Origin of the sequence: Microcoleus sp. AT3-D2, assembly GCF_036705715.1 — a bacterium.
Classification (GTDB): domain Bacteria; phylum Cyanobacteriota; class Cyanobacteriia; order Cyanobacteriales; family Microcoleaceae; genus Microcoleus.
Genome location: NZ_JAUBVE010000048.1, coordinates 1 through 24,829, shown reverse-complemented (window position 1 = coordinate 24,829; position 24,829 = coordinate 1). Strand labels below are relative to the sequence as shown.

Sequence of the window (24,829 nt, the reverse complement as noted above, 5' to 3'; positions counted from 1 at the left end):
TTCCTTCCATTTAAAGAGGCTTAATTTTATGGTAGCTAGCTACTACTCCCAGTCAGCACCGTCTCAGGTTAGGTTTTGGTTGGGGTGTGCACAATACTACGTTATGTTAAGAATCTTAACATTTGTGAGAGCACTTGGCTACACTTCTTCATATTTATTTCATGTAAGCCAGGAATGTTGGTACGAGAGTACCCGCTTTCCTAGCTTCACAGTTGCATCAATATAAACAAAATCGGCCAAATCTCAGAGGGGGAGAGGGGCACAGGGGCACAGGGGGATATGGGGAGGGAACACTGTTGGCACAGCGCAAGTGAAAAATACCAAGTGAAAAATACAATTTAAAGGCCCGGCAGCTTCTGTTGGCGATCGCACTCCGACCCCAGCAACCGGGCTTTTTACGGAATCTGCGAGCTGTAACGAGGTATTTTGGTTAAAAAACCCGATTTCAGGCCACCCGTCTGTCCAAGGGTATAAATGTGAAGTTACAGGTATTGATGAACCCGCCCTACAGATAAGGATTAATTAATAATTAAATAAGAGATTTGAATAGCAGACATTCGCTCTCCTATCTGGAAATGAATTTGCGTTGCATCTGCGTTGCATCTGCGGTTTCCCTATCAATCAAAAATTTATGCAATAAGTCTAATCAGTCTAATCAGTTCTTTGCCGTTGAGCTTCGTACATGATGAGGGCTGCGGCGATCGACACATTTAAAGATTCTACGCCACGACTCAGGGGAATTTGGATTTGTCGATCGGCCAAACTTCTCAAGTCTTCCGACAAACCAGAGCCTTCGTTACCCAAAACTATCAAAGTCGGCACTCGCAAATCTACTTCCCAATAACTTAAACTGGCCCCGGCGACGGTTGCTAAAATTTGCATTCCTCGGTTTTTATAGGCCGAGACTTCGGCGGTTAAATCTGGACTGACTGCCATTGGTAGCTTAAACCAAGCTCCTGCGGAGGCGCGCAGCACTTTGGGATGGTCTAAATCGGCGCTGTCTGCGCTCAGCAGCAAACCGTCGGCATTAGCAGCCGCAGCCGTGCGGACGATCGCCCCCAAGTTACCTGGATCTTGGATTGTTTCTAGGGCTATTCCTAAAGTTGACAATTTTGCGGGCTCTGTTGCGGTGCGGGGTGCGGTGGCGACAATGCCGTCGGGTTGGACTGTAGTGGCGATCAACTCTAACACCTTTGCACTTACTAATTCTGTGCGATCGGCTAAATTACCAACTTGATTCCAAAGTTCCCCGTGCTGATCCAGCCATTCGGGAGTGCAGCAAACCGTTGCTAGCGGGTATTTGGCGGCGCAAGCTTCTTCGAGCAAGTGCGTCCCTTCGAGTAAAAATAATTGTTGTTCCCTGCGTCCCTTCGAGCTGTGGAGCTTGCGGATTTCTTTAACTAGGGGGTTTTGAATACTTGTCAGCATTGTTTAATTCAGCAGAGCGAATGGGGTTATTGCCTGTATCGGGTTAACCCCAAACTTCCTTCTGCCTTTGGAATGCGGAACCCGGGACTTGAACCCGGAAGGCTTGCACCACATGAACCTGAATCATGCGCGTCTACCAATTCCGCCAGTTCCGCATCGGTCACGAATTACTACATTGCCATATGTTCGCCAGTTTGTCAAGTGTTTTGAGGAATTTATTTTTTCTGGGCTGCGAGTAATATTTGGCACAAATTACTTTTCGGGTTGAGAAATGCTTTAGTTTCGAGGATTTACTGTTAGCCAAACATCGCAAAACGCTGTGTAGTTGAGTAGGGTGCGTCAGATCGCGTCCCGTTATTAATAATCCACAAGCTTTGATTTGACGCACCCTACTGAATTTGCTGAAAAAATGGGAATCTAATCGGCCAAATCTGCGAAAACCTCGCGCACGGCCGGATGCACCAATCGCTGATTCTGCACGTTCAATCCCTTCGCCAAACTCGGATTCATTTCCAAAGCTTTAATCCCGTTATTTGCCAACTGCAAAACATAAGGCAAAGTGCTGTTATTCAAAGCTTGAGTCGCAGTCCAAGGCACAGCACCGGGCATATTCGGCACGCCGTAATGCACGACTCCTTCATCAACATAAGTAGGATTTGTGTGAGAAGTTGCCCGCAGAGTTTCCACGCAGCCGCCTTGGTCAACGGCTACGTCAACAATCACAGAACCGGGGTGCATCTTCGCAACAAATTCGCGAGAAACCAGCACCGGAGCTTTTTTACCTAAGACCAAAACCGCACCGATTAACAAATCAGTATCGGGGATAACTGCTTCTATTTGCAAAGGACTGCTGTAGAGGTATTCTACTCTGGAACCGAACAGAGTTTCCAAGTAGGCTAAACGATCGACATTTACATCCAAAATCTGCACTCTCGCGCCCATTCCTACAGCAATTCTGGCTGCTTCTGTGCCGACAATTCCGCCGCCCAAAATTACAACTTTACCCGGTCTCACTCCCGGTACGCCGCCCAAAAGCACTCCTCTGCCACCTTGCTGTCGTTCCAGAAACCGAGCTCCAAACTGCACGGCCAAACGACCTGCAATAATGCTCATCGGCGTCAGCAACGGCAATTTCCTGTCCGGGAGTTCGACTGTTTCATAGGCGATGGCTTGGACTCCGCTGCTGATTAAATGCTCGGTTAAGGTGCGATCGGCAGCCAAGTGCAAATATGTAAACAGCAACTGCTCTTTTTGCATCAGCGGATACTCAGCAGGCAGCGGTTCTTTAACTTTAACAATTAGTTCGCGATTCCAGACATCGGAAGCCTTTAAAACAATCTTAGCCCCTGCTTCAACGTAGTCCTCGTCCGCAAAACCGGCCCCAGCACCAGCATTCGTTTCTACAAAAACTGTGTGGCCTTTGTCCGAACAAGCCCGGACACTTGTGGGACTGAGCCCGACTCGAAACTCCAAATCCTTGATTTCCTTGGGGACGCCTATTTCCATCTATAACCTCTAATCTCAGGCATACGTAGATCGAATTTAACCTAAAAACCATCCCCAGCGGGACAATACCATTGTAGATTTTAGATTTGGCAATCCGGCAATCCGGCTAGGAGAATATTTATTTAGTTTTTATTCAGTGCGATCGCAATTTATTCAATTTAGACTTGAATTACATAATTTTTTGATTGATAGATCGACCGCAGATGTAGGGCTGATTAACACAGAGTAACGCAGATAATTTCAAGAAGAGTCAATATATTTGATCTGTCACTTATAATTTAACAGGCATAACTCAATAGTCCGGACAGTTTTCAATCACTAACGGCAGAATGCGGGTTTTAGCCTACTCAGTGAGGTCAAATGCTAACGGTAGAATGAGGGTTTCAGCCTCGGTCTCAAAAACTGTCCGGAGTATTGATAACTCGTCCCCCTATCTAAACAAATGCCACGCACACCTACCTTAACATTTGATCGCGGAACTCTATTGCTGCACCCGCCGCCCAAAGGCAGAGACTGGGTGGACTTTGCGACATGGGACGATCGCGTGGAAAAATACCGCATTCGAGGCATTCACTACCGCCCGCTGGTAGAATGCCTCCAAGCCGAGTGCATTCACTTCACGGACGAAGCTAGGGGATACGAACTACTCGAACTCGTACCCAGCGTGGAAATGCAGCCTTACCCGCATCAAGAACAGGCCCTGGCAGCTTGGCAGGAAGCAGGAAGCCAAGGAGTAGTCGTCCTCCCCACCGCTTCCGGCAAAACTTATCTGGCACAATTAGCCATGCAAGTCACTGGTCGCAGTACATTAATTGTAGTACCAACTCTCGATTTAATGCACCAGTGGTATGCTAATTTAAAAGCAGCTTTTCCCGACATCGAAATCGGATTGTTGGGCGGAGGTTCGCGGGACAAAACGCCAATTTTAGTTGCAACCTACGACAGTGCAAGTATTCATGCAGAAACCTTGGGGAATAAATACGGTTTGCTGGTTTTTGACGAATGCCACCATTTGCCAACGGACTTTTATCGAGTAATTTCCGAATATGCGATCGCACCTTTTCGACTCGGACTGACAGCTACACCCGATCGCACAGATGGCCGCCACAGCGATTTGCATTTCCTGATCGGCCCGACAGTATTTAGCAAAAGACCCGAAGATTTGGCAGGCGATGCTTTAGCCGACCATAAAATAGTTCAAATCATGGTAAAACTGTCAAAAGAAGAGGGCGATCGCTACGCCCAATTAATCAACATTCGCAACGACTTCTTAAAACAGTCTAACATCAGAATATCCAGCCTGGATGGTTGGAAACAGTTTATCATGGCAAGCGCGCGATCGCCCCTGGGACGGCGCGCCATGCTAGCCCACCGCCAAGCCAAAGAAATCGCCCTTTGTACCGAAGGTAAACTGCGAATCTTAGCCAACATACTAGCAGAACACTCTCCCCAGCGCACCCTAATTTTCACGGGAGACAACGCCACAGTTTACCGAATTTCCCAAGAATTTCTCATCCCCACAATTACCCACCAAACCCCAGTCAAAGAACGCCACGAAATCCTCGATCGCTTTCGCAGCGGCGAATACAAAACTCTCGTCGCCTCCCACGTCCTCAACGAAGGAGTGGACGTTCCCGACGCCAGAATTGCTATCATATTGTCAGGAACCGGCAGCGAACGCGAATACATTCAGCGATTGGGTCGAGTTCTCCGCAAAAGCAGCGATGTAAATAAGTTAGCAATTCTCTACGAAGTCGTCACCGAAGACACCAGCGAAGAAAGAACTTCTCAGCGCCGCCGAGGAGGAATGCAGCCTCACAAACCCCAACCACAAACACAAATAGAACCGCCAAAGCCAGAATATCAGAAATTAGAAACTGTCAAACCGACACCCATTTACGGAGTCAACCGGGAGACAACCAAAAAAGCAGCAGAATCACCCGCAAAATGGGGAGAAGACAATGATGAAATTCCCTGGTAGTAAGCTTAGACTATTTCTGAACACTCTCTTTCTCTCTTTTCCCTTCGCGTTCTTCACGACGAAGAACATCCCAACGCCGCTGAGGAGGAATGCAGCCTCACCAACCACAACCACAAACACAAATAGAACCGCCAAAGCCAGAATATCAGAAATTAGAAACTGTCAAACCGACACCCATTTACAGAGTCAACAGAGAGGCGACTAAAAAAGCCGCAGAAGCACCCGCAAAATAGGGTGAAAAAATGATGATTCCAAGGAAGATTGAAGATTGCCCAATTAGTGTATAATCTCAATATTAACTAATTTACTTTACCTAAAAATGAGCGAAACTGCACAAATAACTAACTTTAAAGTCTTCCCCAAACATACTGGAGTTTGGGAGGGAGACTGGACAATACTCGATGCAGACTGCAAGGAAATGCAGAAGTTTACAGCAGTGTTAACCCAGAAAATTGTTGACAACCAGTGGAGGCAAACTAACGTTCAAACTTATGCCAATGGCAAGAGTGAAACCCAAAATTTTGTGGGTCATGTGGTCGGTGAAGGGCAAGTGCAAATTGAAAGTCCAGACTCGGTTTTTTCCAACTACAAGACACTAGCGACAGAAGTTGGAAATAATTTGATAATTTTTCAAATATGGGACAAAGCAACTGGCATTCTGAGGGCCGTTGAAACTATCAATCTAGTCAGTTCCGATCGGCGAATTCGGACTACCCAAAGCTTAACAGAAGAGGGAAAACTTAGGGGAGTTATGGTGATTGTTGAACAAAAAATTGAGTAAAAGTTTTCACTGCTTATGTTACCCACTGATTTATTAAGTCACCGCCAAAACGGAGAATCAATTATTCCTCTCCGCCTCAAGATAGATGCTAAAAACTTAGAAGCAGCTACCGAAACAATAAACTGCTTTCAAGAGTCGATCGGCAAAACCCAAGGCGAGCTCGACGGACGCTTGCTAGAATTAGAAGGCGACAGCCCGGATTATCGGCTGAAACGGGGATTAGCGCACCTGCTGAAAGGCGGTTTCTGCACCTTGGAAGTCATCAGTCCCCTAGAACCCTCAGAGTTGAGACAGCGGGTTTTTGCCTTGTCCGCGCGATCGACTCCCAGCCCTCAATCCACCCAATTAACCCTGGAAAAAGTAGCAAGTGAACTCAGCCAAGACTTAAACAGAGAAGTTTTGCCTCACGAAATCACTACAGGTTTATACGCGGATTTAAACGAAAACAAAATCCTCACAGAGTTTAATGCACCAACACCCGAAAACTTGCTTCACAAATACAATCTTTCTCAAGTTCAAGGCATATTTTACCGAGCAAGTCAAGTCCAATTAACCGCCCACCGCAACGATCCAGGAGAATACAAACTCTTATTTCGCTATCTGAAACTATTTCAATTAATGACTTACATCGAAGGCGATGCAGACCACGGTTTTACACTGACAATAGACGGCCCTACAAGCTTATTCAAACCCAGCACCCGCTACGGCTTAGCCCTGGCGAAAATGCTGCCCGCACTGCTGCACGTCACTAAATGGAGTATGCACTCGACACTGCACACAAAAGATCCTTTTAGTGGCGTTTTGAAAACAGGTAAGTTTACCCTCAATTCCGACTGCGGTTTAGTCAGCCACTATCCCCCTGGCAAGCCTTATGATAGTATGTTAGAAGCAGCATTTGCTGAGAGATGGAATTCCACAAAAACCGAGTGGCAACTAGAGCGAGAAGTTGATTTAATTCCGATTCCAGGTAGTGTGATGATTCCCGACTTTCGGTTAGTGCATCCCGACGGGCGAGTATTTTTATTAGAAATAGTTGGCTATTGGCGACCGGAGTATTTGCAAAAGAAATTTGCACAAGTACAGAAGTCTGAATGCGATCACTTGATTTTAGCTATTTCCGAACGGCTGAATTTAGAAAAAGCCGGGGTGAATGTAAATGATGTGCCAGCAAAAGTAGTCTGGTTTAAAGATAAATTGTTGCCCAAATCAGTCCTGGAAGTCCTCGAAGAGTAACCAATCCGCGCATCAGTTGCAAACTTCTTTCTTTCTTTCTTTCTCTCTCTCTGCGCCCTCTGCGCCCTCTGCGGTTCAAAAAAATCCTCCTCAAAAAATATTGCACATTCCCAGCTATACTAAAATGGGAATTCACCCAAATCCTTGCCACCGCTTACTCTCACCCTAAAACCGATCGCATTATGGCAGACACAAGTATTGTCGAAAGAATCAAAAAGCTTTTAGCCCTCGCCACCTCATCCAATGAAAACGAATCGACTGCTGCGGCAGAAAAAGCTTCCCTTTTACTGGCACAGTACAATCTCAGCCTCGCGGATTTAGGGCCAAATCACCAAGAAGAGATTGACGAAGACTCAGTTGAAACAACATCGAAATTTGTAACTTGGAAAATGATGCTGCTTTCGGGAATTGCCGACGCTAACGGTTGCAATGCCATGCGAAACACTTATACTGGCAGTATGTTTTTGGTGGGAACTTCTACCAACCTGATTGTTTGCAAACATCTGTACGAGTATTTGAGTTCTGCGATTGAAAAAAGGGCTAAATACCGCAAAGGAAACGGCAGGGGGTTGGCGTATCTGAATGCTTTTCGGGTTGGATGCGCGACGAGGTTGAGACAAAGATTGTTGGAACAAAAACAGGAGATGGAAGAGTCGGGGATTCCGGGTTCGGGGGATGTGGCGGCGACTCCAGGGATTGTAGTGCGATCGATGTTTGAGAAAAATCAACAGGCGATCGCGGATTATCTAGAGGGCCGAGGGGCTAAAGTTAAAACCAGAAGTGGTTCTCAAGTCAGCAGCGCGGCGGGTTTTTATTCGGGGTATGAAGTGGGCGATAAAATTAGTTTGCACAAGCAAGTGCAGCCGCAAGGGGATATGAAACAACTTAATGAAAGTCTGTGAGTAGGACGTGCGATCGTGAAAATCAGCTTCCTAGGTGTAATAAACTAGGGTTATTTTGTCTGTAGTGCGTAATGATTGCTACATTAAGGCTTGATTTCTTTCGAGTGCTTTCTTCAAATACTCGATCGCTCTTTTGAGATTTTCGATTTCTTTCTGATTTTTTTCTTTGTTAAGAAGTAGGTCGTCAAGTTTGTCCTCAAGGGAGCGTATGGCGAGGCGCTGTTCTTTGAGAATTTCTTGAGCCTTGCGGATGTCTTTTTGAATGACAACAATCTCGCGCATCACAACTTCTAACTTGGCGGCTTGGATTAAAGCGGTGTCGGGAGATTGACTGAATAAAGCGCCAACACCAACTCCCGCACTAGCACCTAGAATTGAACCGCCAGCAACAATTACGACCATTCCGCCGGCCATTCTGAAGCCACCTGCACCAATTAACAAAGGATTTATGCCGCCTTTAATTGCTTTGATGGTTTCCTTGTAGTTCGATTTAAAGCGGTCAACAGAATTTACATCAATGTCTAGTTTTCCAGCAAAAAACTTTAGCTTACTGGTAAGTCTTTCTTCATCGGCAATTTTCAAATCTTTGAATGCTTCATCGCGGCTATCCCCCAATGAGTAATAGGCTTGAAATAGTGTTACTTCTAATAACACTAGACGCCTAGTAAATTGATTGTTAGGACAGATGAGATGGGATTCTACGAATTTTTTGAGTAATTGAAAATTAGTAATTAATTTCAATGACCTGTTATCTGGAGTTTCAGGTGAAATTTTGCTGTTCAAAAAAAGTGTGGTTGACTTTTGCCACTTGCTTAACCACTCTTGCTTTAGGGACTGTTTATCATAATCCGATTCCCTGTCAATATCATCTTGCACCAAGTGGTACTGATAGCTGAACATAATTCTGGTTTCTTCCAGAGTCAGTCCCAATTCTTTTATAGCTAGGGAATTCTCTTCGATCGACGTTTCTGTTGTTTCAGGAATTTTCTGCTGGACATTATCACTTGCACAGGATTCTTCTGTAAGAGTTGGCGTTGCCGATTTAGAGATTTTTTTGTAAATGTAATCAACAGCCTGTTGAACTTTTTTTATTTCTTCGGCATCTTTCTCTGGAATTTCAATGTCGAAATTTTCCTCGAAAGCCAAGATTAGCTGTAGTGCATTTATATCGACACTATTTACAAAATTTGCTCTAAAATTAGCGTTATTATCGACTCCTAAATTTTGGGAAAACTTAGTGTTGACGGTGACTTCAGTTGCCTCAATTTGTAGCTGATTGGCAACAAGCGCTTTGACTTTTTCATAAATTCGCTCTTTGACGTTTTCTTCTTCCGATTTATCTCGGACTCTGAAATAGTAATAGAGATTAGCAACAGCCAAATCAGATGCTTTTTCCAAATTAGACGCTACTAAACTTTTATGACCCGCTATTTCTCCTTGCTCAATGATATAATGTTCGTAATCTTCACGCTGCTGCGGATCGAGCATTAATTCCAGTTGAGTGCGAAGCGCATAAAAATGAGACTTCGGCCGCAAATTTTCATAAAACAACTGTTCATCCGGTATCGCTAAAGCTGTTGTGGCTGATTTTTTATCCCCCATAACAGCTAAGTCTGATTTACTAAAATCAGCAGTCTGTAACTGGTTTAACTCACTTGGCGGCAAATCTTTAATCCATTCAATCTGATTAAGCCAAATGTCTAAAGCCGCTAAATCGTGATTGTGAATTCGGGTGATTTCAGGAAATAGAAAATCAAGCTCTTCGTCGGAGTCACAGCATTGTATGATGCTGATGCCATCTTGACGGATTTGTTGTTGAAGCTGAGAAAGCCGATCGCCCGCAGCACCAAATTCATTCTGCACCTGATACGTGCCAATAATACTTTGCTCGATCGCCCAACTGCACTCTAACCGGCGCAACTGTCCCGCCGCACAAGTTTCTTCTAATAACTGCGGATTTTTGTAGTCTGCTAAAGCCTGAAACAACATCCCCCGCGCTGCATCAATTTCAGCATTGCGGCGGTTGATATCTTGCAGTTGCAAAGCCGATCGCATTCGTTGAATTGCTTGCGTAAATAACCCGTAAGCCCGCACTAAGACTAGGCGATGGTTCTCAAATTTTATATCTGCAACCACTTCGGCAATTAATTGCTTAATTTCCGCGCCTTGACCTTTCAAAAGTTGTTCTAAATTGATGAAACCATTTTCTACTTTAACTTCCAGCCTCTCTACCGCTTTTTTTAGTTTCAATGTCTGGTGCAAATTCACCGCTGACAAGGCTACCCCAGCCACAGTTCCCACACCAATGACGGCTGTTGTCGCTTGCAGCACGCCCAAACTCGCTTGGACGGCTTGAAAGCCCATGTGCATTTGTTGCATCTGCAAGCCTTGCATCGCAAACTGCAACGGCGAGACTAACGGCGATAGCGGGCTGTTGTTGAGGGCCGCGCCCACGGCATGGGCGACGAACTGTCCCGTCGCTTCATCTCTGGCCATGCCGATCGGCACTCCAGCGGATGTAAACACTTGTACGTACTTGCCAGCCTCGATCGCAGCCTGTACCGCTGCGGGAAATACAAAGTTCATCATCAATTTTTACCCTGGTAGCAAACCACAGAATAACTAATATATTATGATAGTTTAAATAAAAAAAGTTATTAGTAGGCCCTGCAAATGGACACTTCGCTAATTAGTTCGCAAACGGTTGAGCTTGTTTCGCTGCTGACAGGGCAAAGACTCCGAAAAGAGGATATTACTCCGCCTGTGCTTTTCCTGGCGGGGCTGGTGACGGTGTTGCTGGGAGTCATTAATGCCGACGGTACTTTTGGCGCTGAAGAAAAGCAGCAACTGGCGACAACTTTGAGGGAACTTATTCCTGCTAATAACAGTTTGCAAAAATTGGCACTGCCAATGGTTAAAAGCGTAACGCAACATCAAGCTTACAAGAAATTTCCGGTGTTGTTGGCGCTGACAGCGTGTTTTTCTGAGGTGGAAAAACTGCTGCTAATTAGTTTTGGCTATCAGATGTCTGTCGCAGATGGATCGATGGACGATCGCGAAAAACAGTATTTGAAAAACATTGGCGACCGACTTGGAGTTGATGCCCGATATTTGACTGTTTTGGAGGCTAGTTTTAGCAGTCAGGCGATCGCAGATACAGCAGCTTTAGCAGAAGTGCACAGGTCACTAGATCCAGCACAATTTCAATCTCTAGATTCTATGTTTGTCCGTGCTGCCAGTCACATTATCGGACATTTACCAGCAAAACCGAAACACAAAAAAAATCAAAAGCAGTCAGTTTCTTCCTATCAGGAGTTGAAAAAGTTTCAGGAGTATCGGCAACAACTGAATGCTCTTTGTGAAAAACTAGGTTTAACTCTGCAAAATGGAATCGATCGCAACGTGCTATCTCCTACTTTAGCAGAAGAAGTAACGAAAGTATCTCAGAGATTGCAATCTCCCTGTTTTCGCGTTGCTGTTGTCGGCGAATTTAGTACAGGCAAATCAACCTTACTAAATGCTTTACTTGGTGAGGAAATCCAACCAGTGCGCGATATTCCCTGTAGCGGTAATGTGACTATTTTGAAATATGGTTCGCAGCGCCGGGTTATTTGTCGCTACAAAAATGGACTGGAGGAAGAAATTCCACCTGCACAATATCAAGAGAAAGCTTCGATTTCGGAAGAAGCGGCTTATGGTTCTTATGCCGATGAAATTGCCAAGTCGGAAATTGCCGAAATCGTTTTTGAACATCCCGAATTAGAGTTGTGCCGCTATGGAGTAGAAATTATTGATTCTCCTGGATTGAACGAACAAGCCGAACGCACATTAATCACCCAACAGGTGCTCAAAACAACTCATGCCGTTATTTTCTTAACTAATGCTACAAAGGTTTTAACCGAGAAAGAGCAAGAACTGCTTTTGTACTTGAAAAAAGAACTAAATTATGGTAATAACGAAGGCGCGGGTAATATTTTTATGGTAGTTAATTTTTTCGATTTGCTGCGGGGGGAAAAGAGTCGCCAGCAGGTACGAAAAAGGGTGGAAACGATTGTTAAGAGTCAAAATTTAATTGCTGGTGAAAACCGGATTCATTTTATTTCTGCTCAATCTGCATTGGAGGCGATTTTAGAAGGAAATGAAAATGATGATTATCTAAAATCTTTTCAGGGTTTTACTGATTCGATTGAGAAATTTCTGACTGTTGAACGGGGGGCGGTCGCACTTCGGCAGTCCGCCACCGGAATTAAGCAAACTATTGACACTGGTTGTGAGGAATTGAATCAATGGGAGGAAATGTTAGAGGGAAAATTGACAGTTGATCCAAAAGATCAGCAAAAAATATTTGAACAAATGGCGGAAGTAAGCGGTCGCGAGGTTAAAATTAGATTTTTAGCTAATGAATTGATGGAGCAATCTTTAGAAGAAGCTCTTGAATCTTGGAATGAATGGGTGGAAGAATTGGGAGAACGCCTGATGGCAAAAAGTCATCGCTGGACTTCCGAACACGGACACATCATGAGTCAAGACAAGTTGACTAAAGATTATGCCGATCAATTTGTACGAGACATTACCAAAGAAATTGATGACTGGGGCAATCAAAAAGTACAGTCAATTTTACAACAAAATATGGGAGTGCTAGACAGCCAAATCGGTGAAGATATTGATGCAATACGGCAAGAATTTCAACAGTTTGACCAGCAACTCAGCACTAGCCTTGTCGCTCAATTCAATAACTTAGCAACAGCAGGTAGCTTAGGCGGATTTGGCGCAAGTGGAAGGGGAATTGCTTCCTCAATTAACCCAAATATCGGTAGTGATGAAAGCTTAGGCGTTGGTTTGGGTCTCGGTGCATTAGTAGGTGCTGGGTTGCTATTTTTTACAGGACTTGGTTTTATAGGAGTTATTTTGGGTGGCTTAGCTGCTGGCGCTGGTGGCGGTTTTGGCTTTAGTTTTTTAGATGGCGATGCTGTTAAAGATCAGATTAAGCAAAAAGTTTGCGAGTTAGGCGTTGAGAAATTTGACGAATCTGCCCAGTCTATTTTTGAGAAGGTACAAGAAAGAATTATTACAGTGTTTAACGATCGCACTAACGCCAATAGCGATGCGATGTCAAAAGCGATCTCGCTGTGGGATAATTTATTAGAACAGCAGGAAAAGCGCGATCGCCAAAATCAAGCAGAATGCGAAGCCGAAAAAGTTTGGGTGGCTGACAAACGTCGAGAACTCGAACAAGTACAGAATCAAATTGAAACAATCTTAAATCAAAGTGCTGGCTAAATCAATGACTAGAGGGTAAGCGCGACAAAACCATAGTACCTTGTAGATACTATGGTTTTGTCGCGGTGCGTGACAGTTAATAGTCCCACCGCCGCGAGTTAAAGTTTTTCCGTGGTCACGCACCCTACGACTGATATCTTGCACAGAGTACGATCGCCCTCAATCAATCAATTCCGCTTCTTCAAAAATCTGTCTAGTCGTCAACTCCAAACCAGGCAGCAACTCATCTACAATCGGTGTATTACCCGTATAAACTTGGCTAGAACCATCCGTCAAAAAACTTCTTATTAAAATAGCCTCTGGATCAATCACCCAAACTCGCGGAACGCCCGCCGCCAAATAATCTTTCGCCTTCTCTTCAAATTCCTTCATACTTTGATCCGGCGATATAATCTCAATCACCAGTTCAGGAATTGCGGTACAAGCTTCATTTCGCCGCCAACTTTTCGGCAGACGTTCATAAGAAATGTACGTTAAATCGGGAACAGGTACCCAATCTTTATCCTGACGTTTTAACAAAATTGCCCATTCTGGAAGCACTCGCCCGCGTCCTTTACACCATACACGAATCAGGTCACACAAAGCTCCCTGTAAACTGGAATGAAAAAATTTTGGAGACACTTTAGGAACTGCTTCACCATCTACAAACTCACAATATACATCTCCGTCGGGCAAAGCTAGAAATTCTGCTAAAGTGAGTTTGGTTCCGATGCCTACCATGACTCCCAGCCCTCTCGCTAATTAATTCAAATATCAATTATACAAAATTTCCCAACATTCCTAGAAGTACGATCGCCCTTCTCCCTCTATGCCAAAAGTGGAACAGGCATCCCGCCTGTGAATTTCTGTGAATTTCTGCGCCTCAAAAGTCAAAATCCCAATTCCCCAAAAACAATAGCGGGGCCTGCCATCCAGCCCGCCCCACATTCTCCAAAAGCCCCAAAACCCTTCACTTCACCCAAGCAGGATGAGCCATCAAAGCTGCAAAAGGCTGCACTCCCCGCAACTGATTCGACAGCGGCAAATGCCCTCTCGGCGCGCTCAAATCCCAAATAAACTCTTGCGGGTATCGCGTCCAATTATTCCCCTTTTTCCAGCCAATTAGTGGCCACAATTTATCCCAATTCTTGCCCGAACTCAGCCAAATTTCCCGCTGCACTGAAAAGCCAAATTTTCCTTCAGAATGAACTTTCCACAGCGTATTAATTGTTTGCAAATCCGCCACCGGCAAACTCTCAACTTGCGTAAAATACAGCCACTTTCTCACGGAAGCGGTATCACCAGCTAATTCACAAAGCTTGTCTAAAGTCAAGCGATCGGCTTCTTGAAATTCCTGTAACGCTAATAATTGTTGCAGTGGAGTGTAATCAATGTTAGAGTCCGATCGCAGCGGCACAACCCCAGTCGGAAAATTCGCTTGCAAAAACTCCGCTGCTCTCGGAGAATTAGCACTGTAAAGAATTTGGTAAGCCTTACCTATTACCGCAGTCGGTGCTTCTGACTTGCGCTCTAATAAAAATTCCATCAATACATCCCAACCGGAATCTGCTATTTGTTGTTGCAGCAGTTGCAGTTGAGTTTTTTCCGAACCCGACCTCAACTGAGAGCGGAGTTCGGCTGTATCGGCCGCCGAGTCTAGAGGAGAAGTAGAAATCGAGTCAGTCATGAGAAACTATCAGCTATCAGCTATCAGCTATCAGCGATTAGCTGAAGCCCTGGTTTTCCCCCATTGTACAATGGTACTGACTCCGATTCACTTCTCTGTACTCGGATGCCTGCGCGCCACGCTGCCTAGTTTAGCCGATCGCCCGCACACTTATTCGCCCATGGCAGCAATAGCAAATAAGTCTACCATCTGAATTTTACGATCGATGCCATGTCAAAGAGTTTTTCTTGAACCTAGTCGTCCACGATCGAAACCCATGCAGAGAAGGAAGGCGGAAAAAAGTTTATGTCATATTCCGAGTCTTCCCACTCTTTGACCCACAGCGGCACGGCGCCGGGGCGAGGAGTTGCAGAAAAGGTGCGTTCTTTGACTTCGATCGAGTGAAATAGCTGTTTTAAAGTATCTCCCCGATCCAAAGCTTCGCTGAGGATGTCGTCCAAGTCAGGATCGACCCGTTTGACACGGTTTTTGTCCTCCTCAAGCCACAGAAGTTTCAAAGACTTCAGATCCCTCGGACTGAGGATACTCTTGTAGTACACGCGCTTAAGGGTCGCTACGGGCTCCAATGAGCGTTCGATCCGGCGAATTTGCTGAACTCGCAGGTAGTGCCATTCCGCTAAACGCTTGCTTTCCGAAGGCGGGAGGGTTCCCTTCCCTGCTGCGTGTTTGTAGTCGTATTTAATCAAACTGCAAGCCATATTGGCTAGCAGGTGAATCAACTGTTTTTCTTTGGGTGTCGCCTGACGCCGTTCCTGGGTTCTTGTCAATACGCGCTGTCTGCGGGTAGTTTCGAGAGTATTTTCCATTGGGTTTTTACGAGATGAAATACGATTGTGCCAGATCCGAATCCCGAACATCAGAAGGTAAGGAAGTTGATAGGCGGGGAAACTCCACCGACAGACTCGCCTTACCTATTTATTTTCCCATCCACCGTTCTCTGAAACTGATTCCCACCCCTGGGATTAGGTAGACTGATCTTGGGATCGAGTTTTAACTACCTCGATCAGAGGCGGTTGGGACAACAAGCACCACAACTACAACCACAACCGCATCAGAGCGAACCACACTCCGGGCGCCAATTATTTCCTGCCTTTACCGGTTTTTACCTCTTCTTGGTCCCCATCCTCATTCGTTCCAGTGTAGTTAAAGTCAGGACGACTCTCCCAAGCCGTCAAACTACTGGCTGATGAAGGTTGTGTGGCGATCGCTGAAGCGCTGGCGCTGCCTGCCTGGAAAAAGCCAAAGCCAGCCGAGGCAATTACCCCTAATACTAAGATGCTGTTTTTCATGTTCGATGACCCTGATTTGCGTAGATTGACACTTTTTGGCTCACCCGATCTGTCAGAAATGGGTTGATGCAATAGCCCACTTGTCTTCTGATAAATCTGCCTGCCATAATCAATTCAGACAGGCACACCCGCTTGTGATCGGAAACGCCGGAAGTGACGTGTTACTAATGTCCACGATCATCCATCAACCCGAATTTTTTGGGTAGTGGAGCGAAAGCCATCAGGGCGTCGATCCAGCAGGGAGTTATGCCATCAGGGTGCTAATCCATCGGGTAGTTAAGCCATCAGGGCGCATCTTCTACAATTAGCCACAGACTTAACTTTTATAGTTGAGTAAGTGGTTAGCCTGGTACTGACAAAACCTTTAAGAATTAAACTTTTTGTGGATGCATCCTGAAAAGTTTGTTCTGAGGAATCTCCGAACGTAAAAGATCGGGGAAAGTCAGCAGCATGGAATTCCATGCAATCTAAGTCAACTAAAAAAACGCAGATTAACGATATCTCCCACTCAAGCAGTCCTCAGCAAAACGCTGGGGTTTTTTATTGGCAGCCATTGCTCGACCTTTTTCTCCGGCATTCGGCAGGCGGATCTGAAGGCAGAAGGTAGACGGCGCTGTGGTTATGAGTTTCCCTGCCAACATCATACCACCGGGTGAATTTTAAAGTATTATTGTAAAAAAATGTGAAAAAAATGGCGTTTTAGCGTTCTCAATCCGATCGGGTGAAAATTCATCTAATTATGTGAACGAGTGTAAAAAATCAAGTGGCGGAGTACAATTGGGCCGATCGTAAGATTTGGGGCGAACGCTTGCAAAGATACGGTAAAGATTGACAAGAAGAAAGCTGAGCTAGTAGACAATAGAGAAAGATGAACAAAAACTTTCCACCATAGTAAGGCAGATTAAAAAAAAACCATGCAAAGGCCACAGGCAAACTCCAAACCCTTATTGAATAAGTCATTGCCCAATCTAAAATCTAAAATCTAAAATCTAAAATGGTATAAGCGGGTAATAACTCCAATTTGTAACCTTTCGATCGCACAGCATAGGGGCGTAAAATCTTGATGAATTCCCAGATGACAGCAGAAGTCAACTCAACGTACCAATATCAAGTCGGAGGATATTTGCCTGCCGGTGCGCCCACCTATGTCAGGCGATCGGCAGACAGCGAGCTCTACGAAGGACTCAAAGCCGGAGACTTCTGTTACGTGTTGAGTGCGGCGCAAATGGGAAAGTCCAGCCTGCTAGTGCAAACGGCCAAAAGGTTGCAAGCCGAAGGTACAGTTTTTGCCGCCATCAACTTGAGAAGCATCAGCAGCCCAGATATCTCCCCCCAAAAGTGGTATGGCGGAATCATGTACCGCATGGCCAGCAGTTTACACATCACAAACAGGTTTGATGCCATCAAGTGGTGGAACGATCGCGAACTGCTGCCGCCGGTGCAGCGATTGGAGATATTTATCGAAAAAGTTTTGCTCAAGTCACTTCAGCAAAATCTGGTAATTTTCCTAGATGACATTGAAAGCATCAGCAGCCTAAATTTCAGTACCAGCGATTTTTTTGCTTTGATCCGGGCTTGTTACTCCAAGCGGGCAGAGCAACCGGAATACGATCGCCTGACTTTTGCTGTTATGGGAGTAGCAGCCCCCTCAGCATTGATCCGAGATCCAAGATGCAACCCTTTTAATATTGGACGGCAGATTCATTTAAGTCGATTCCAACTGCACGAAAGTGTGCCGCTAGCAAAAGGATTAGCCCTAAAAGCTTTTCGCCCCCAAAAAGTGCTCCAAGAAATATTAGCTTGGACGGGCGGCCAACCGTTTCTAACTCAAAAAGTTTGCCAATTGGTACTTGAATACGGGCCTTTTATTGGCAGAAATTCCGAAGCTCAGCAGGTTGAAAAACTGGTCAAACACAGAATTATTAAAAATTGGGAAGAAGAAGACGAACCCCAACATTTGACCGCAATACGCGATCGCATTTTCCATAGCCACTGCGACCTCACGCTGCTGTTAACGCTGTACCAGCAAGCTTTGCAACCGGTCAAGGCAACAAAACTGGGGGAATCGCAGGGAGTACCAGCAGATTACTCTACCGAAAAAATCGAATTGCAACTGTCAGGACTGGTTGTTAAGTCTCACGGTAAGTTAATAGTTTCTAACCTAATTTATCAGTCAGTTTTTAATCAATTTTGGGTACAAAAAGAGCTGGGAAAATTGGCTCCGTACCGCTCCGCGCTAGCAGCATGGCTGGCTTCAGACCGCGAAGATGAATCGCTGTTATTGACAGGGGAAAGTTTGCAGTCAGCTTTGGATTGGGCTGCAAACAAACAATTAAGCCAAGAACACTATTGGTTCTTGAATCCCGATCGAACTTTTGAGGACAAACCGACAGTCGTTGTCGCACCAGTTGCAGACAGCAGCGTAGTCACAGATGCAGACAGCAGCATCCTCACCCCACCCTCAGAGAGTCTTCCAACTGGCAGCAACGAACAGAGATTGTACGATCACCTCGTCTCCTGCGTGGAAAGAGAATCCCCCGCACAGGTGATCGAGCGGTTCCGAAAGCTATTTATCGACGGCATGGGCTATCCCGATCGAGAGATTGAAGCAACTTTGTACAGTATAGTCTCCGTCAAGCGATTGGATCAGGACTTTAAATATCTCCTCCACCGCTGCTGCTACATCCCGATCAACCGCTGGCAATTGCATTCCCAAAACCAATTCGCGATCGCCAAGTTGGTAGCTTTATTTAAGCATAGTTCTCCCCGATTCGGGATGGAATTTTACATAGTCAAGCGCTTACAAGAACAAATAAAATTTTTTACTAAAAGTGAAGAATTCCAGACCATAGAGCGCTTAGTAAAAGCCTTAGATAAAGAGGCGGAACAGCAGGAACAAAATACAGATTCTCCTTTGGGCGAATTGATCTGTCGGTATCCTTATTTGTACGGCTATTCTCTACTGAGCAAGGACAGCATTGAGGAAGACCAACAAACCATCAAACAACTAGCTTTTCAAAGACAGCGACAATTTGAAACACATTTGTCTCAATATTTGAATTATATGGTTGAGCCGAGAAATACAGAAATAGGCATTGTGCAGCGGGCGCCTAATCCCACACTTTTGAACGATGCAGAACTGCACTTAGCGGTCAGGGAATTTGCGGGAAAAGTAGCAGGCGATCGCAGTTACAAAGAAGCAGCTCAATTTTTCCTGAGAGATTCCAGAAAAACTCCATCTTACGCCTCATTTAAAGTTGATTTATATGAATATTTAATATCGTCGATCGAACCAGAATACGGCGGGCGTCAATTTAATGACCGTTTGTACAAACAAATCAAAAATACATTGCGAGAAAATGACTCGGTGAAATTCAATAATATATTGTTAGTTCGGACTTGCAACCAGTTGTTCAACTTCTTAGTAGTGGAAAATTCTCAACATCCCAGCCACTACGTTTTTTACGATTTAGTGTACAACCTCGGCGCCAGCAGGACAATGGGTTTACTGATGAAACTTGTACTGCTTTCGGGCAAAGTCAAACCAGAGTTGGAAAAGCGATTTTCTATTTTGTTTAATCACTATGAAGGTAAAGCTTCTAATGAAATTATGTGGTTTGTCAAATCGTTGGAAAATTTCAATGTGGCTTTGGTTGTGAATTTTGGTAAGACGGATTTGTCTTTGGTTAAAGAGCATCTTATTTTGACTTAAAAAAAATAAACTCCCTGGTGCAGGGTTATATAATAGTATTAATTTCAAAAAATTAAGGTAAAACACATGAAAGCCTTTGAAGTCACAGGAACGATCGACGAAAAAGGTCAATTAATTCTCGATCGACCTTTAACCGCAGAAACTCCCGGCCGCGTGCGAATCATCGTCCTTTTTCAGGAACCTACAGATGAAGCTGAAGAAGACCCCGACGATACTCCAGTTGCAGAAATAAAAGCCAGTCTCAGAAGATCGTTGCAGCAAGCCAAAGCCGGACAAACGAGATTAATCTCGGAACTGTGGGAGAGAATCGATGCCGAAAAAGGTCAATTATTGCTCGATCGACCTTTAACACTCGGTATTTCCGCTCTTCTACGAATTATTCTCCTTTCCGAACCTATAGATGAATCTGAAGAAGATCCAGATGATACTCCAGTTGCAGAAATAAAAGCCAGTCTCAAAAGAGCGTTGCAGGAAGCTAAAACTGGGCAGCGAATACCTCTTTCTCAAATGTGGGAGGGCATCGATGTCGAATGAACCAGATCATCTAGTTCAAATCGATTTAACGCCTGAGTATAAGCGAATTTTGCGTGAATTATCCAAAAAGTATCGACAAATCCGGCTAGATACTCAGCCCGTAATTGAACAAATACAGGCTGGCAATTTTATTGGCGATCGCATTCCCGGAATCGGCGAAGATTATATCATCTTAAAAGTCCGAGTGAAAAACAGCAACATCCAAAAAGGGAAAAGTGCAGGGGATCGCATGATTTATCAGATTGAATCGCCCGTTAGCGTACCTTTGTTAACCATTTACTCAAAATCCGTGAAGCGAAGCTATCTTCCCGCAGGGGTTCGGTGAAGGGTAGGGAATCGCGCAGATATCAGCCTCAACGAAATCCGCAGCATCATCGCCGACTTTGATGAAAGCCAATAGCGGTGTATTATTAACTCTATGATTAGCTATCTCAAAGGCACAGTAGCCGATATCGCCAAAGGCAGCAACCGCGTCATATTGACTCTCGAAGTCAATCAAATCGGCTATGAAATCCAAATTTTGCCCCGCGTGACCGGTCAATTACCAGCATCCGGCGAAGTCGCCCAAATTTTTACCCACCAGCAAGTTAAGGAAGACCAAATCGTATTGTACGGTTTTGGCAGCGCGGCAGAACGCGATTTGTTTCGGCAGTTGACGAGTGTCAGCGGTGTGGGTGCTCAACTGGCGATCGCACTTCTCGATACTTTAGGATTGCAAGATTTAGTCCAGGCGATCGTCGGCGGTAACACCCGCATCCTCGCCAAAACCCCCGGCGTTGGTACAAAAACCGCAGAACGTCTCGCCCTCGAACTCAAAAGCAAACTCTCGGAATGGCGACAGCAAGCAGGTTTGACAACTGCAGTCGCCGCCGGAGTCCCCCCAGCTATTCAAGAAGAAGTCGAGATGATCCTGCTGGCGATGGGATACACTGCGGCTGAAGTCTTGCAAGCGCTGCAAACCCTCAGTCAAGACAGCACTTTGTCCGCCAAAGGTAATGCCGATGATTGGATACGTGAGGCGATCGCCTATTTGAGCCGATAATCCCCTACCCGATCCAGAAACCGGGAATAAAAACCCAAATTCGACCGGGCCAACAAACCCATCCCTGGCAAAAATTTTATCCTTGTTATGCTTCCCCTGTGATAACATTGGAGATTGTGACAATCGTACAAAAAAAACTAAAATCAATTCATGGCTCTTACACAACAGCGCAAACAAGAAATCATGGGCGACTTCCAAACCCATGAAACCGATACAGGCTCAGCAGATGTCCAAGTCGCCATGCTGACCGATCGCATCACAAAACTCAGCGCCCACCTGAAAATCAACCAAAAAGACTTCGCTTCCCGGCGCGGTTTGATGATGATGATCAGCCGCCGCAAGCGCCTGCTGGCATACATCCAAAAGGAAAATGTCGATCGCTACAAAGCATTGATTGCCCGTCTAGGCATTCGCGGCTAAACACCAAAGCCAAAATTTGCGACAATATTCTTTAATCTTGGACAAACGCCAAGACTTATTGAAAAATGTTCGAGATTTCAGGTTAGAGATAAAATATGTCCTCCGAACCACCCCGCCAGCGCTTGCCCTTTGAACCGGCAACAAATCGTAAAAAAACGCCTAAAAAGCCCCCAGAACCCCAAGCAAAGGCAACCTTAGATTCGGATTCTGCCGAAAAGCAGCCGAAAGCTAACAAAACCGGAAAACAGACGCAATCTATCCCTGAAGTAGTCAGCAAACGCATGATATCCCGCATAGCGGTATTCTGCGGGGTACCGACACTCCTGGGAATTTCCACATTTTTTGTGAGTTATTTGATAGTCAGCAAAGGCTTGTTTGACCTACCCAACACAGCAGTCTTATTAGTAAGTATGGGCTGTTTTGGTTTAGGCGTTCTGGGATTGAGCTACGGAGTCCTCTCGGCTTCCTGGGATGAAGAAGTTTCAGGAAGCACTCTGGGGTGGGAAGAATTCAATACTAATTTTGGACGGATGCGAGAAGCGTGGCGCGCCGCCAAACCCAAAAGTTAGTCATTAGTTATTAGTTATTAGTCATTAGTCATTAGCTAACAACTAAGCTGTTAATCATCTAGATTTTGTCTTTGAGGCGGGCTCTTCGGCCCTCCCCACAAGAATTATATGATTGATTTCTGACTCTTCATTCCACGAATTCGATTTGCTTAGATAATAACACTGATATAAATAGATTCTCGATCGCCATTGCATCTATTTTTCTCAGTGCATCCGTGTCATAATCCGTAGTTTAGCCCAACAGAAAAGGCAAAAAAAATATGATTATTGTAATGAAAGCCGGCACTCCAGAAGCCGAGATCGATCGACTAGACGAAGACCTCCGCACTAACTGGGGTTTGATACCAGAAAAAATCGTCGGCCGTTACAAAGTTGTTATGGGTTTGGTAGGCGACACCGCCGAGCTCGAACCGATGCAACTGCGCGAAATGAGCACCTGGATTGAAGAAGTGCTGCGCGTGGAAAAACCCTACAAACGCGCTTCTCTGGAGTACCGCCAAGGAGAAGCCAGCGAAGTAGCGGTTGCTACTCCTTTAGGAACTGTGACGATCGGCTTGCACCACCCGATCGCGATCGTAGCAGGCCCTTGCTCGGTCGAAAACGAAGAAATGATTGTCGAAACGGCAATGCGCGTCAAAGCTGCTGGAGCTCATTTTCTCCGTGGTGGCGCGTACAAACCGAGAACTTCCCCCTACGCTTTCCAAGGCCACGGCGAGAGTGCTTTGGGATTGCTAGCTGCGGCCCGGGAAGCTAGCGGTTTGGGAATTATCACAGAAGTTATGGATGCGGCGGACTTAAGTGCGATCGTAGAAGTAGCCGACGTAATCCAAGTCGGGGCGAGAAATATGCAGAATTTCTCACTTTTGAAGAAAGTTGGAGCTCAAGACAAACCTGTTTTGCTGAAGCGCGGCATTTCCGCCACGATTGAAGAATGGTTGATGGCTGCTGAGTATATCATGGCTTCTGGCAATCCGAACGTGATTTTGTGCGAGCGCGGAATTCGCGGGTATGACAGGCAATATACACGCAATACGCTTGATTTGTCGGCAGTACCAGTATTGCGGACTCTGACTCACTTACCAATTATGGTTGACCCCAGTCACGGCACCGGTTGGGCGCAGTTTGTACCGTCAATGGCCTTTGCTTCGATCGCCTCTGGTACTGATTCGTTGATGATTGAAGTGCACCCGAATCCCAAAAAAGCTTTGTCTGACGGGCCGCAATCTTTAACACCGGATCAGTTCGACAAGTTGATGGAAGAATTGGCGGTGATTGGCAAAGTCATGGGACGTTGGCCGCAGCCCGTGCCAGTTTTGGCATAAAAACAGGCGAAACGCCTAACCTAAAATGTGATCGCGGCAGGGCTGTTTCATTCTCGTATCCGATCACCAACCAAAAGTAAAAGCGATCGCGCTATCTGATAAGATTTTTAGCGATCGCTTAACAGGGTAAACGCATCTTAACTTTAACCCAAAATATGCTACAGTTGGAGCCGACTAAATTTCCATGTAGTTTGTTGTAGTTTATGGGTGCTATCAATGGCAAGAGGTTTTAGTAAAGCTGTAACTTCCCAACAAAAACAAACAGATTCATTGCCTTCAATGAATATTTGAAATGCCAGTTTTTTAGAACATTTTTCCAAGTTGAACGACCCAAGGATAGAAAGAAGTAAAGAACACTTACTCAAAGATATTATAGCAATTGCGATTCTAGCTATCATCAGCGGTGCCGACGGATGGGTGGCAATAGAAGCCTATGGTAACGCCAAATATGAATGGTTAAAAAGCTTTCTAGAATTACCGAATGGCATACCATCTCATGACACATTTAGTCGGGTATTTGCCAGAATTGAACCACAACAGTTTCAAGAATGTTTTTTGAGTTGGGTAAATGCCATAGTCGGGGAATTAGAACTATAGTCATTTCAAATAAGCATGAGACTATTTAAACATGAGGTAAAATAAATAAAAATAGTGAAGTTGCTAGGAAAATGTCTTACAGTATTGATTTGAGAAAAAGAGTAGTGGATTATGTAGAAAATGGCGGTCGTATCGCTCAAGCGGCAGGACTTTTTCAGGTGGGAAGGGCAACGATATATCGGTGGCTGGGTCGGACCGACCTTAAAGCCACAGTAAGGATTCAGGTCTGAAAGATGGGAATAAGCTCAGGCCGAGCCAAGTCACAAGAATGGGCAGAAATAGCCTCACGGAAAAAAGCCATTACTGAACGAGCTTGAAAACGACAGGTTTGAATCACACTCAATAGATTAGCCGTTTCCTCAAATCGTTTCATCGAACGAGAGCCGCCAGAAACTTTCCGTTTCGTGACAGCTAGCCGTAGAGAACGTTCTGCTAAATTATTATCAGGAGGCACCGAGGGGTCATCCAGAAAATACCACCATTGTTCTGCCTTATCTCGTAAGGATTTGAGTAACAAACCTGCTGCATAACCAACTTGGTTCAACCAAGTGGCAAGGGCTTTATTCA

The 24,829-nt window shown here is 45.2% G+C and carries 22 protein-coding genes, 1 tRNA gene and 2 pseudogenes; 16 read left to right on the top strand and 9 right to left on the bottom strand.

The genetic code is table 11. The annotated features are described in order from the left end of the window. Positions 1-651: 651 nt before the first annotated feature. The 3 genes from QUB44_RS19320 to ald form a co-directional block, all read right to left on the bottom strand. Entirely contained in the window at positions 652-1,428 is a 777-nt protein-coding gene (locus QUB44_RS19320) for an RNA methyltransferase (protein WP_333369895.1), read from the bottom strand. Between the two features lie 73 nt (positions 1,429-1,501). Beyond that, positions 1,502-1,583 (bottom strand) — tRNA-Leu (locus QUB44_RS19315). A 262-nt stretch (positions 1,584-1,845) separates the two neighbouring features. Next, positions 1,846-2,934, bottom strand: coding sequence for an alanine dehydrogenase (gene ald, locus QUB44_RS19310; RefSeq protein WP_333369894.1), 1,089 nt, complete (start codon positions 2,932-2,934; stop codon positions 1,846-1,848). Positions 2,935-3,376: 442 nt separating this feature from the next. On the opposite strand from ald, the gene QUB44_RS19305 reads away from it, so the two are divergent. The 5 genes from QUB44_RS19305 to QUB44_RS19285 all read left to right on the top strand — a co-directional run bounded on the left by QUB44_RS19305 (position 3,377) and on the right by QUB44_RS19285 (position 7,831). Continuing rightward, on the top strand, positions 3,377-4,915 hold the full coding sequence (locus tag QUB44_RS19305; protein WP_333369893.1) for a DEAD/DEAH box helicase family protein: 1,539 nt from the start codon (positions 3,377-3,379) through the stop codon (positions 4,913-4,915). Positions 4,916-5,004: 89 nt separating this feature from the next. After that, positions 5,005-5,148 (top strand): hypothetical protein, encoded by a 144-nt coding sequence (locus QUB44_RS19300; RefSeq protein WP_333369892.1) that lies wholly within the window; start codon positions 5,005-5,007, stop codon positions 5,146-5,148. An 86-nt stretch (positions 5,149-5,234) separates the two neighbouring features. Further along, positions 5,235-5,696, top strand: a complete 462-nt coding sequence (locus QUB44_RS19295) for a DUF3598 family protein (RefSeq protein WP_333369891.1) — start codon at positions 5,235-5,237, stop codon at positions 5,694-5,696. Between the two features lie 15 nt (positions 5,697-5,711). Continuing rightward, entirely contained in the window at positions 5,712-6,929 is a 1,218-nt protein-coding gene (locus QUB44_RS19290; RefSeq protein ID WP_333369890.1) for a DUF790 family protein, read from the top strand. A 182-nt stretch (positions 6,930-7,111) separates the two neighbouring features. Then, complete coding sequence (locus tag QUB44_RS19285) at positions 7,112-7,831, top strand: DUF2786 domain-containing protein (RefSeq protein ID WP_333369889.1); 720 nt, start codon at positions 7,112-7,114, stop codon at positions 7,829-7,831. A gap of 78 nt (positions 7,832-7,909) precedes the next feature. Here QUB44_RS19285 and QUB44_RS19280 read toward each other — a convergent pair whose 3' ends face one another. Further along, positions 7,910-10,420 carry an acyl carrier protein gene (locus QUB44_RS19280; RefSeq protein WP_333369888.1) on the bottom strand — a complete coding sequence of 837 codons (2,511 nt, stop codon included), beginning with the start codon at positions 10,418-10,420 and terminating at the stop codon, positions 7,910-7,912. Between the two features lie 84 nt (positions 10,421-10,504). On the opposite strand from QUB44_RS19280, the gene QUB44_RS19275 reads away from it, so the two are divergent. Further along, entirely contained in the window at positions 10,505-13,111 is a 2,607-nt protein-coding gene (locus QUB44_RS19275; RefSeq protein ID WP_333369887.1) for a dynamin family protein, read from the top strand. Between the two features lie 159 nt (positions 13,112-13,270). On the opposite strand, the gene QUB44_RS19270 is transcribed toward QUB44_RS19275, so the two are convergent. Both QUB44_RS19270 and QUB44_RS19265 read right to left on the bottom strand, forming a co-directional pair. Beyond that, on the bottom strand, positions 13,271-13,831 hold the full coding sequence (locus tag QUB44_RS19270; protein ID WP_333369886.1) for a Uma2 family endonuclease: 561 nt from the start codon (positions 13,829-13,831) through the stop codon (positions 13,271-13,273). 229 nt (positions 13,832-14,060) lie between these two features. Further along, complete coding sequence (locus QUB44_RS19265; RefSeq protein WP_333369885.1) at positions 14,061-14,777, bottom strand: GUN4 N-terminal ARM-like repeat domain-containing protein; 717 nt, start codon at positions 14,775-14,777, stop codon at positions 14,061-14,063. Here QUB44_RS19265 and QUB44_RS19260 point away from each other — a divergent pair. Then, positions 14,776-14,970: a hypothetical protein gene (locus tag QUB44_RS19260; RefSeq protein ID WP_333369884.1), complete on the top strand. Its 195-nt coding sequence runs from the start codon at positions 14,776-14,778 to the stop codon at positions 14,968-14,970. The genes QUB44_RS19265 and QUB44_RS19260 overlap by 2 nt on opposite strands. Before the next feature lie 40 nt (positions 14,971-15,010). Here the strand turns inward: QUB44_RS19260 and QUB44_RS19255 are convergent, their stop codons facing one another. Continuing rightward, a complete protein-coding gene (locus QUB44_RS19255) occupies positions 15,011-15,583 on the bottom strand; it encodes a hypothetical protein (RefSeq protein ID WP_333369883.1) in 573 nt (190 codons plus the stop codon). A 273-nt stretch (positions 15,584-15,856) separates the two neighbouring features. Continuing rightward, entirely contained in the window at positions 15,857-16,066 is a 210-nt protein-coding gene (locus tag QUB44_RS19250) for a hypothetical protein (protein ID WP_333058256.1), read from the bottom strand. A gap of 1,075 nt (positions 16,067-17,141) precedes the next feature. On the opposite strand from QUB44_RS19250, the gene QUB44_RS19245 reads away from it, so the two are divergent. From QUB44_RS19245 to QUB44_RS19205, 9 genes and pseudogenes are all read left to right on the top strand, one after another. Then, positions 17,142-19,778, top strand: a complete 2,637-nt coding sequence (locus QUB44_RS19245) for an AAA-like domain-containing protein (protein ID WP_333369882.1) — start codon at positions 17,142-17,144, stop codon at positions 19,776-19,778. 66 nt (positions 19,779-19,844) lie between these two features. Next, positions 19,845-20,312, top strand: a complete 468-nt coding sequence (locus tag QUB44_RS31225) for a type II toxin-antitoxin system RelN family antitoxin (protein WP_445299907.1) — start codon at positions 19,845-19,847, stop codon at positions 20,310-20,312. Then, the gene (locus QUB44_RS19235) at positions 20,302-20,637 is read left to right on the top strand and encodes a type II toxin-antitoxin system RelE/ParE family toxin (protein ID WP_333369881.1); all 336 of its coding nucleotides are present in this window, start codon (positions 20,302-20,304) and stop codon (positions 20,635-20,637) included. Before QUB44_RS31225 ends, QUB44_RS19235 begins: the two co-directional genes overlap by 11 nt. Before the next feature lie 93 nt (positions 20,638-20,730). Further along, entirely contained in the window at positions 20,731-21,354 is a 624-nt protein-coding gene (gene ruvA, locus QUB44_RS19230; RefSeq protein ID WP_333369880.1) for a Holliday junction branch migration protein RuvA, read from the top strand. Positions 21,355-21,504: 150 nt separating this feature from the next. After that, on the top strand, positions 21,505-21,774 hold the full coding sequence (rpsO, locus tag QUB44_RS19225; RefSeq protein WP_190742031.1) for a 30S ribosomal protein S15: 270 nt from the start codon (positions 21,505-21,507) through the stop codon (positions 21,772-21,774). Between the two features lie 95 nt (positions 21,775-21,869). Next, positions 21,870-22,343: a PAM68 family protein gene (locus QUB44_RS19220; protein WP_333369879.1), complete on the top strand. Its 474-nt coding sequence runs from the start codon at positions 21,870-21,872 to the stop codon at positions 22,341-22,343. 260 nt (positions 22,344-22,603) lie between these two features. Next, entirely contained in the window at positions 22,604-23,665 is a 1,062-nt protein-coding gene (gene aroF / locus QUB44_RS19215; RefSeq protein ID WP_333369878.1) for a 3-deoxy-7-phosphoheptulonate synthase, read from the top strand. Positions 23,666-23,974: 309 nt separating this feature from the next. Further along, positions 23,975-24,241: pseudogene (locus QUB44_RS19210) on the top strand (ISAs1 family transposase); the annotation flags it as partial. A 92-nt stretch (positions 24,242-24,333) separates the two neighbouring features. Next, a pseudogene (locus QUB44_RS19205) lies at positions 24,334-24,474 on the top strand (IS630 transposase-related protein); the annotation flags it as partial. A gap of 8 nt (positions 24,475-24,482) precedes the next feature. Here QUB44_RS19205 and QUB44_RS19200 read toward each other — a convergent pair. Then, positions 24,483-24,829, bottom strand: a 347-nt coding sequence (locus QUB44_RS19200; protein ID WP_333369877.1) for an IS66 family transposase, incomplete at its 5' end; no start/stop codon positions are given.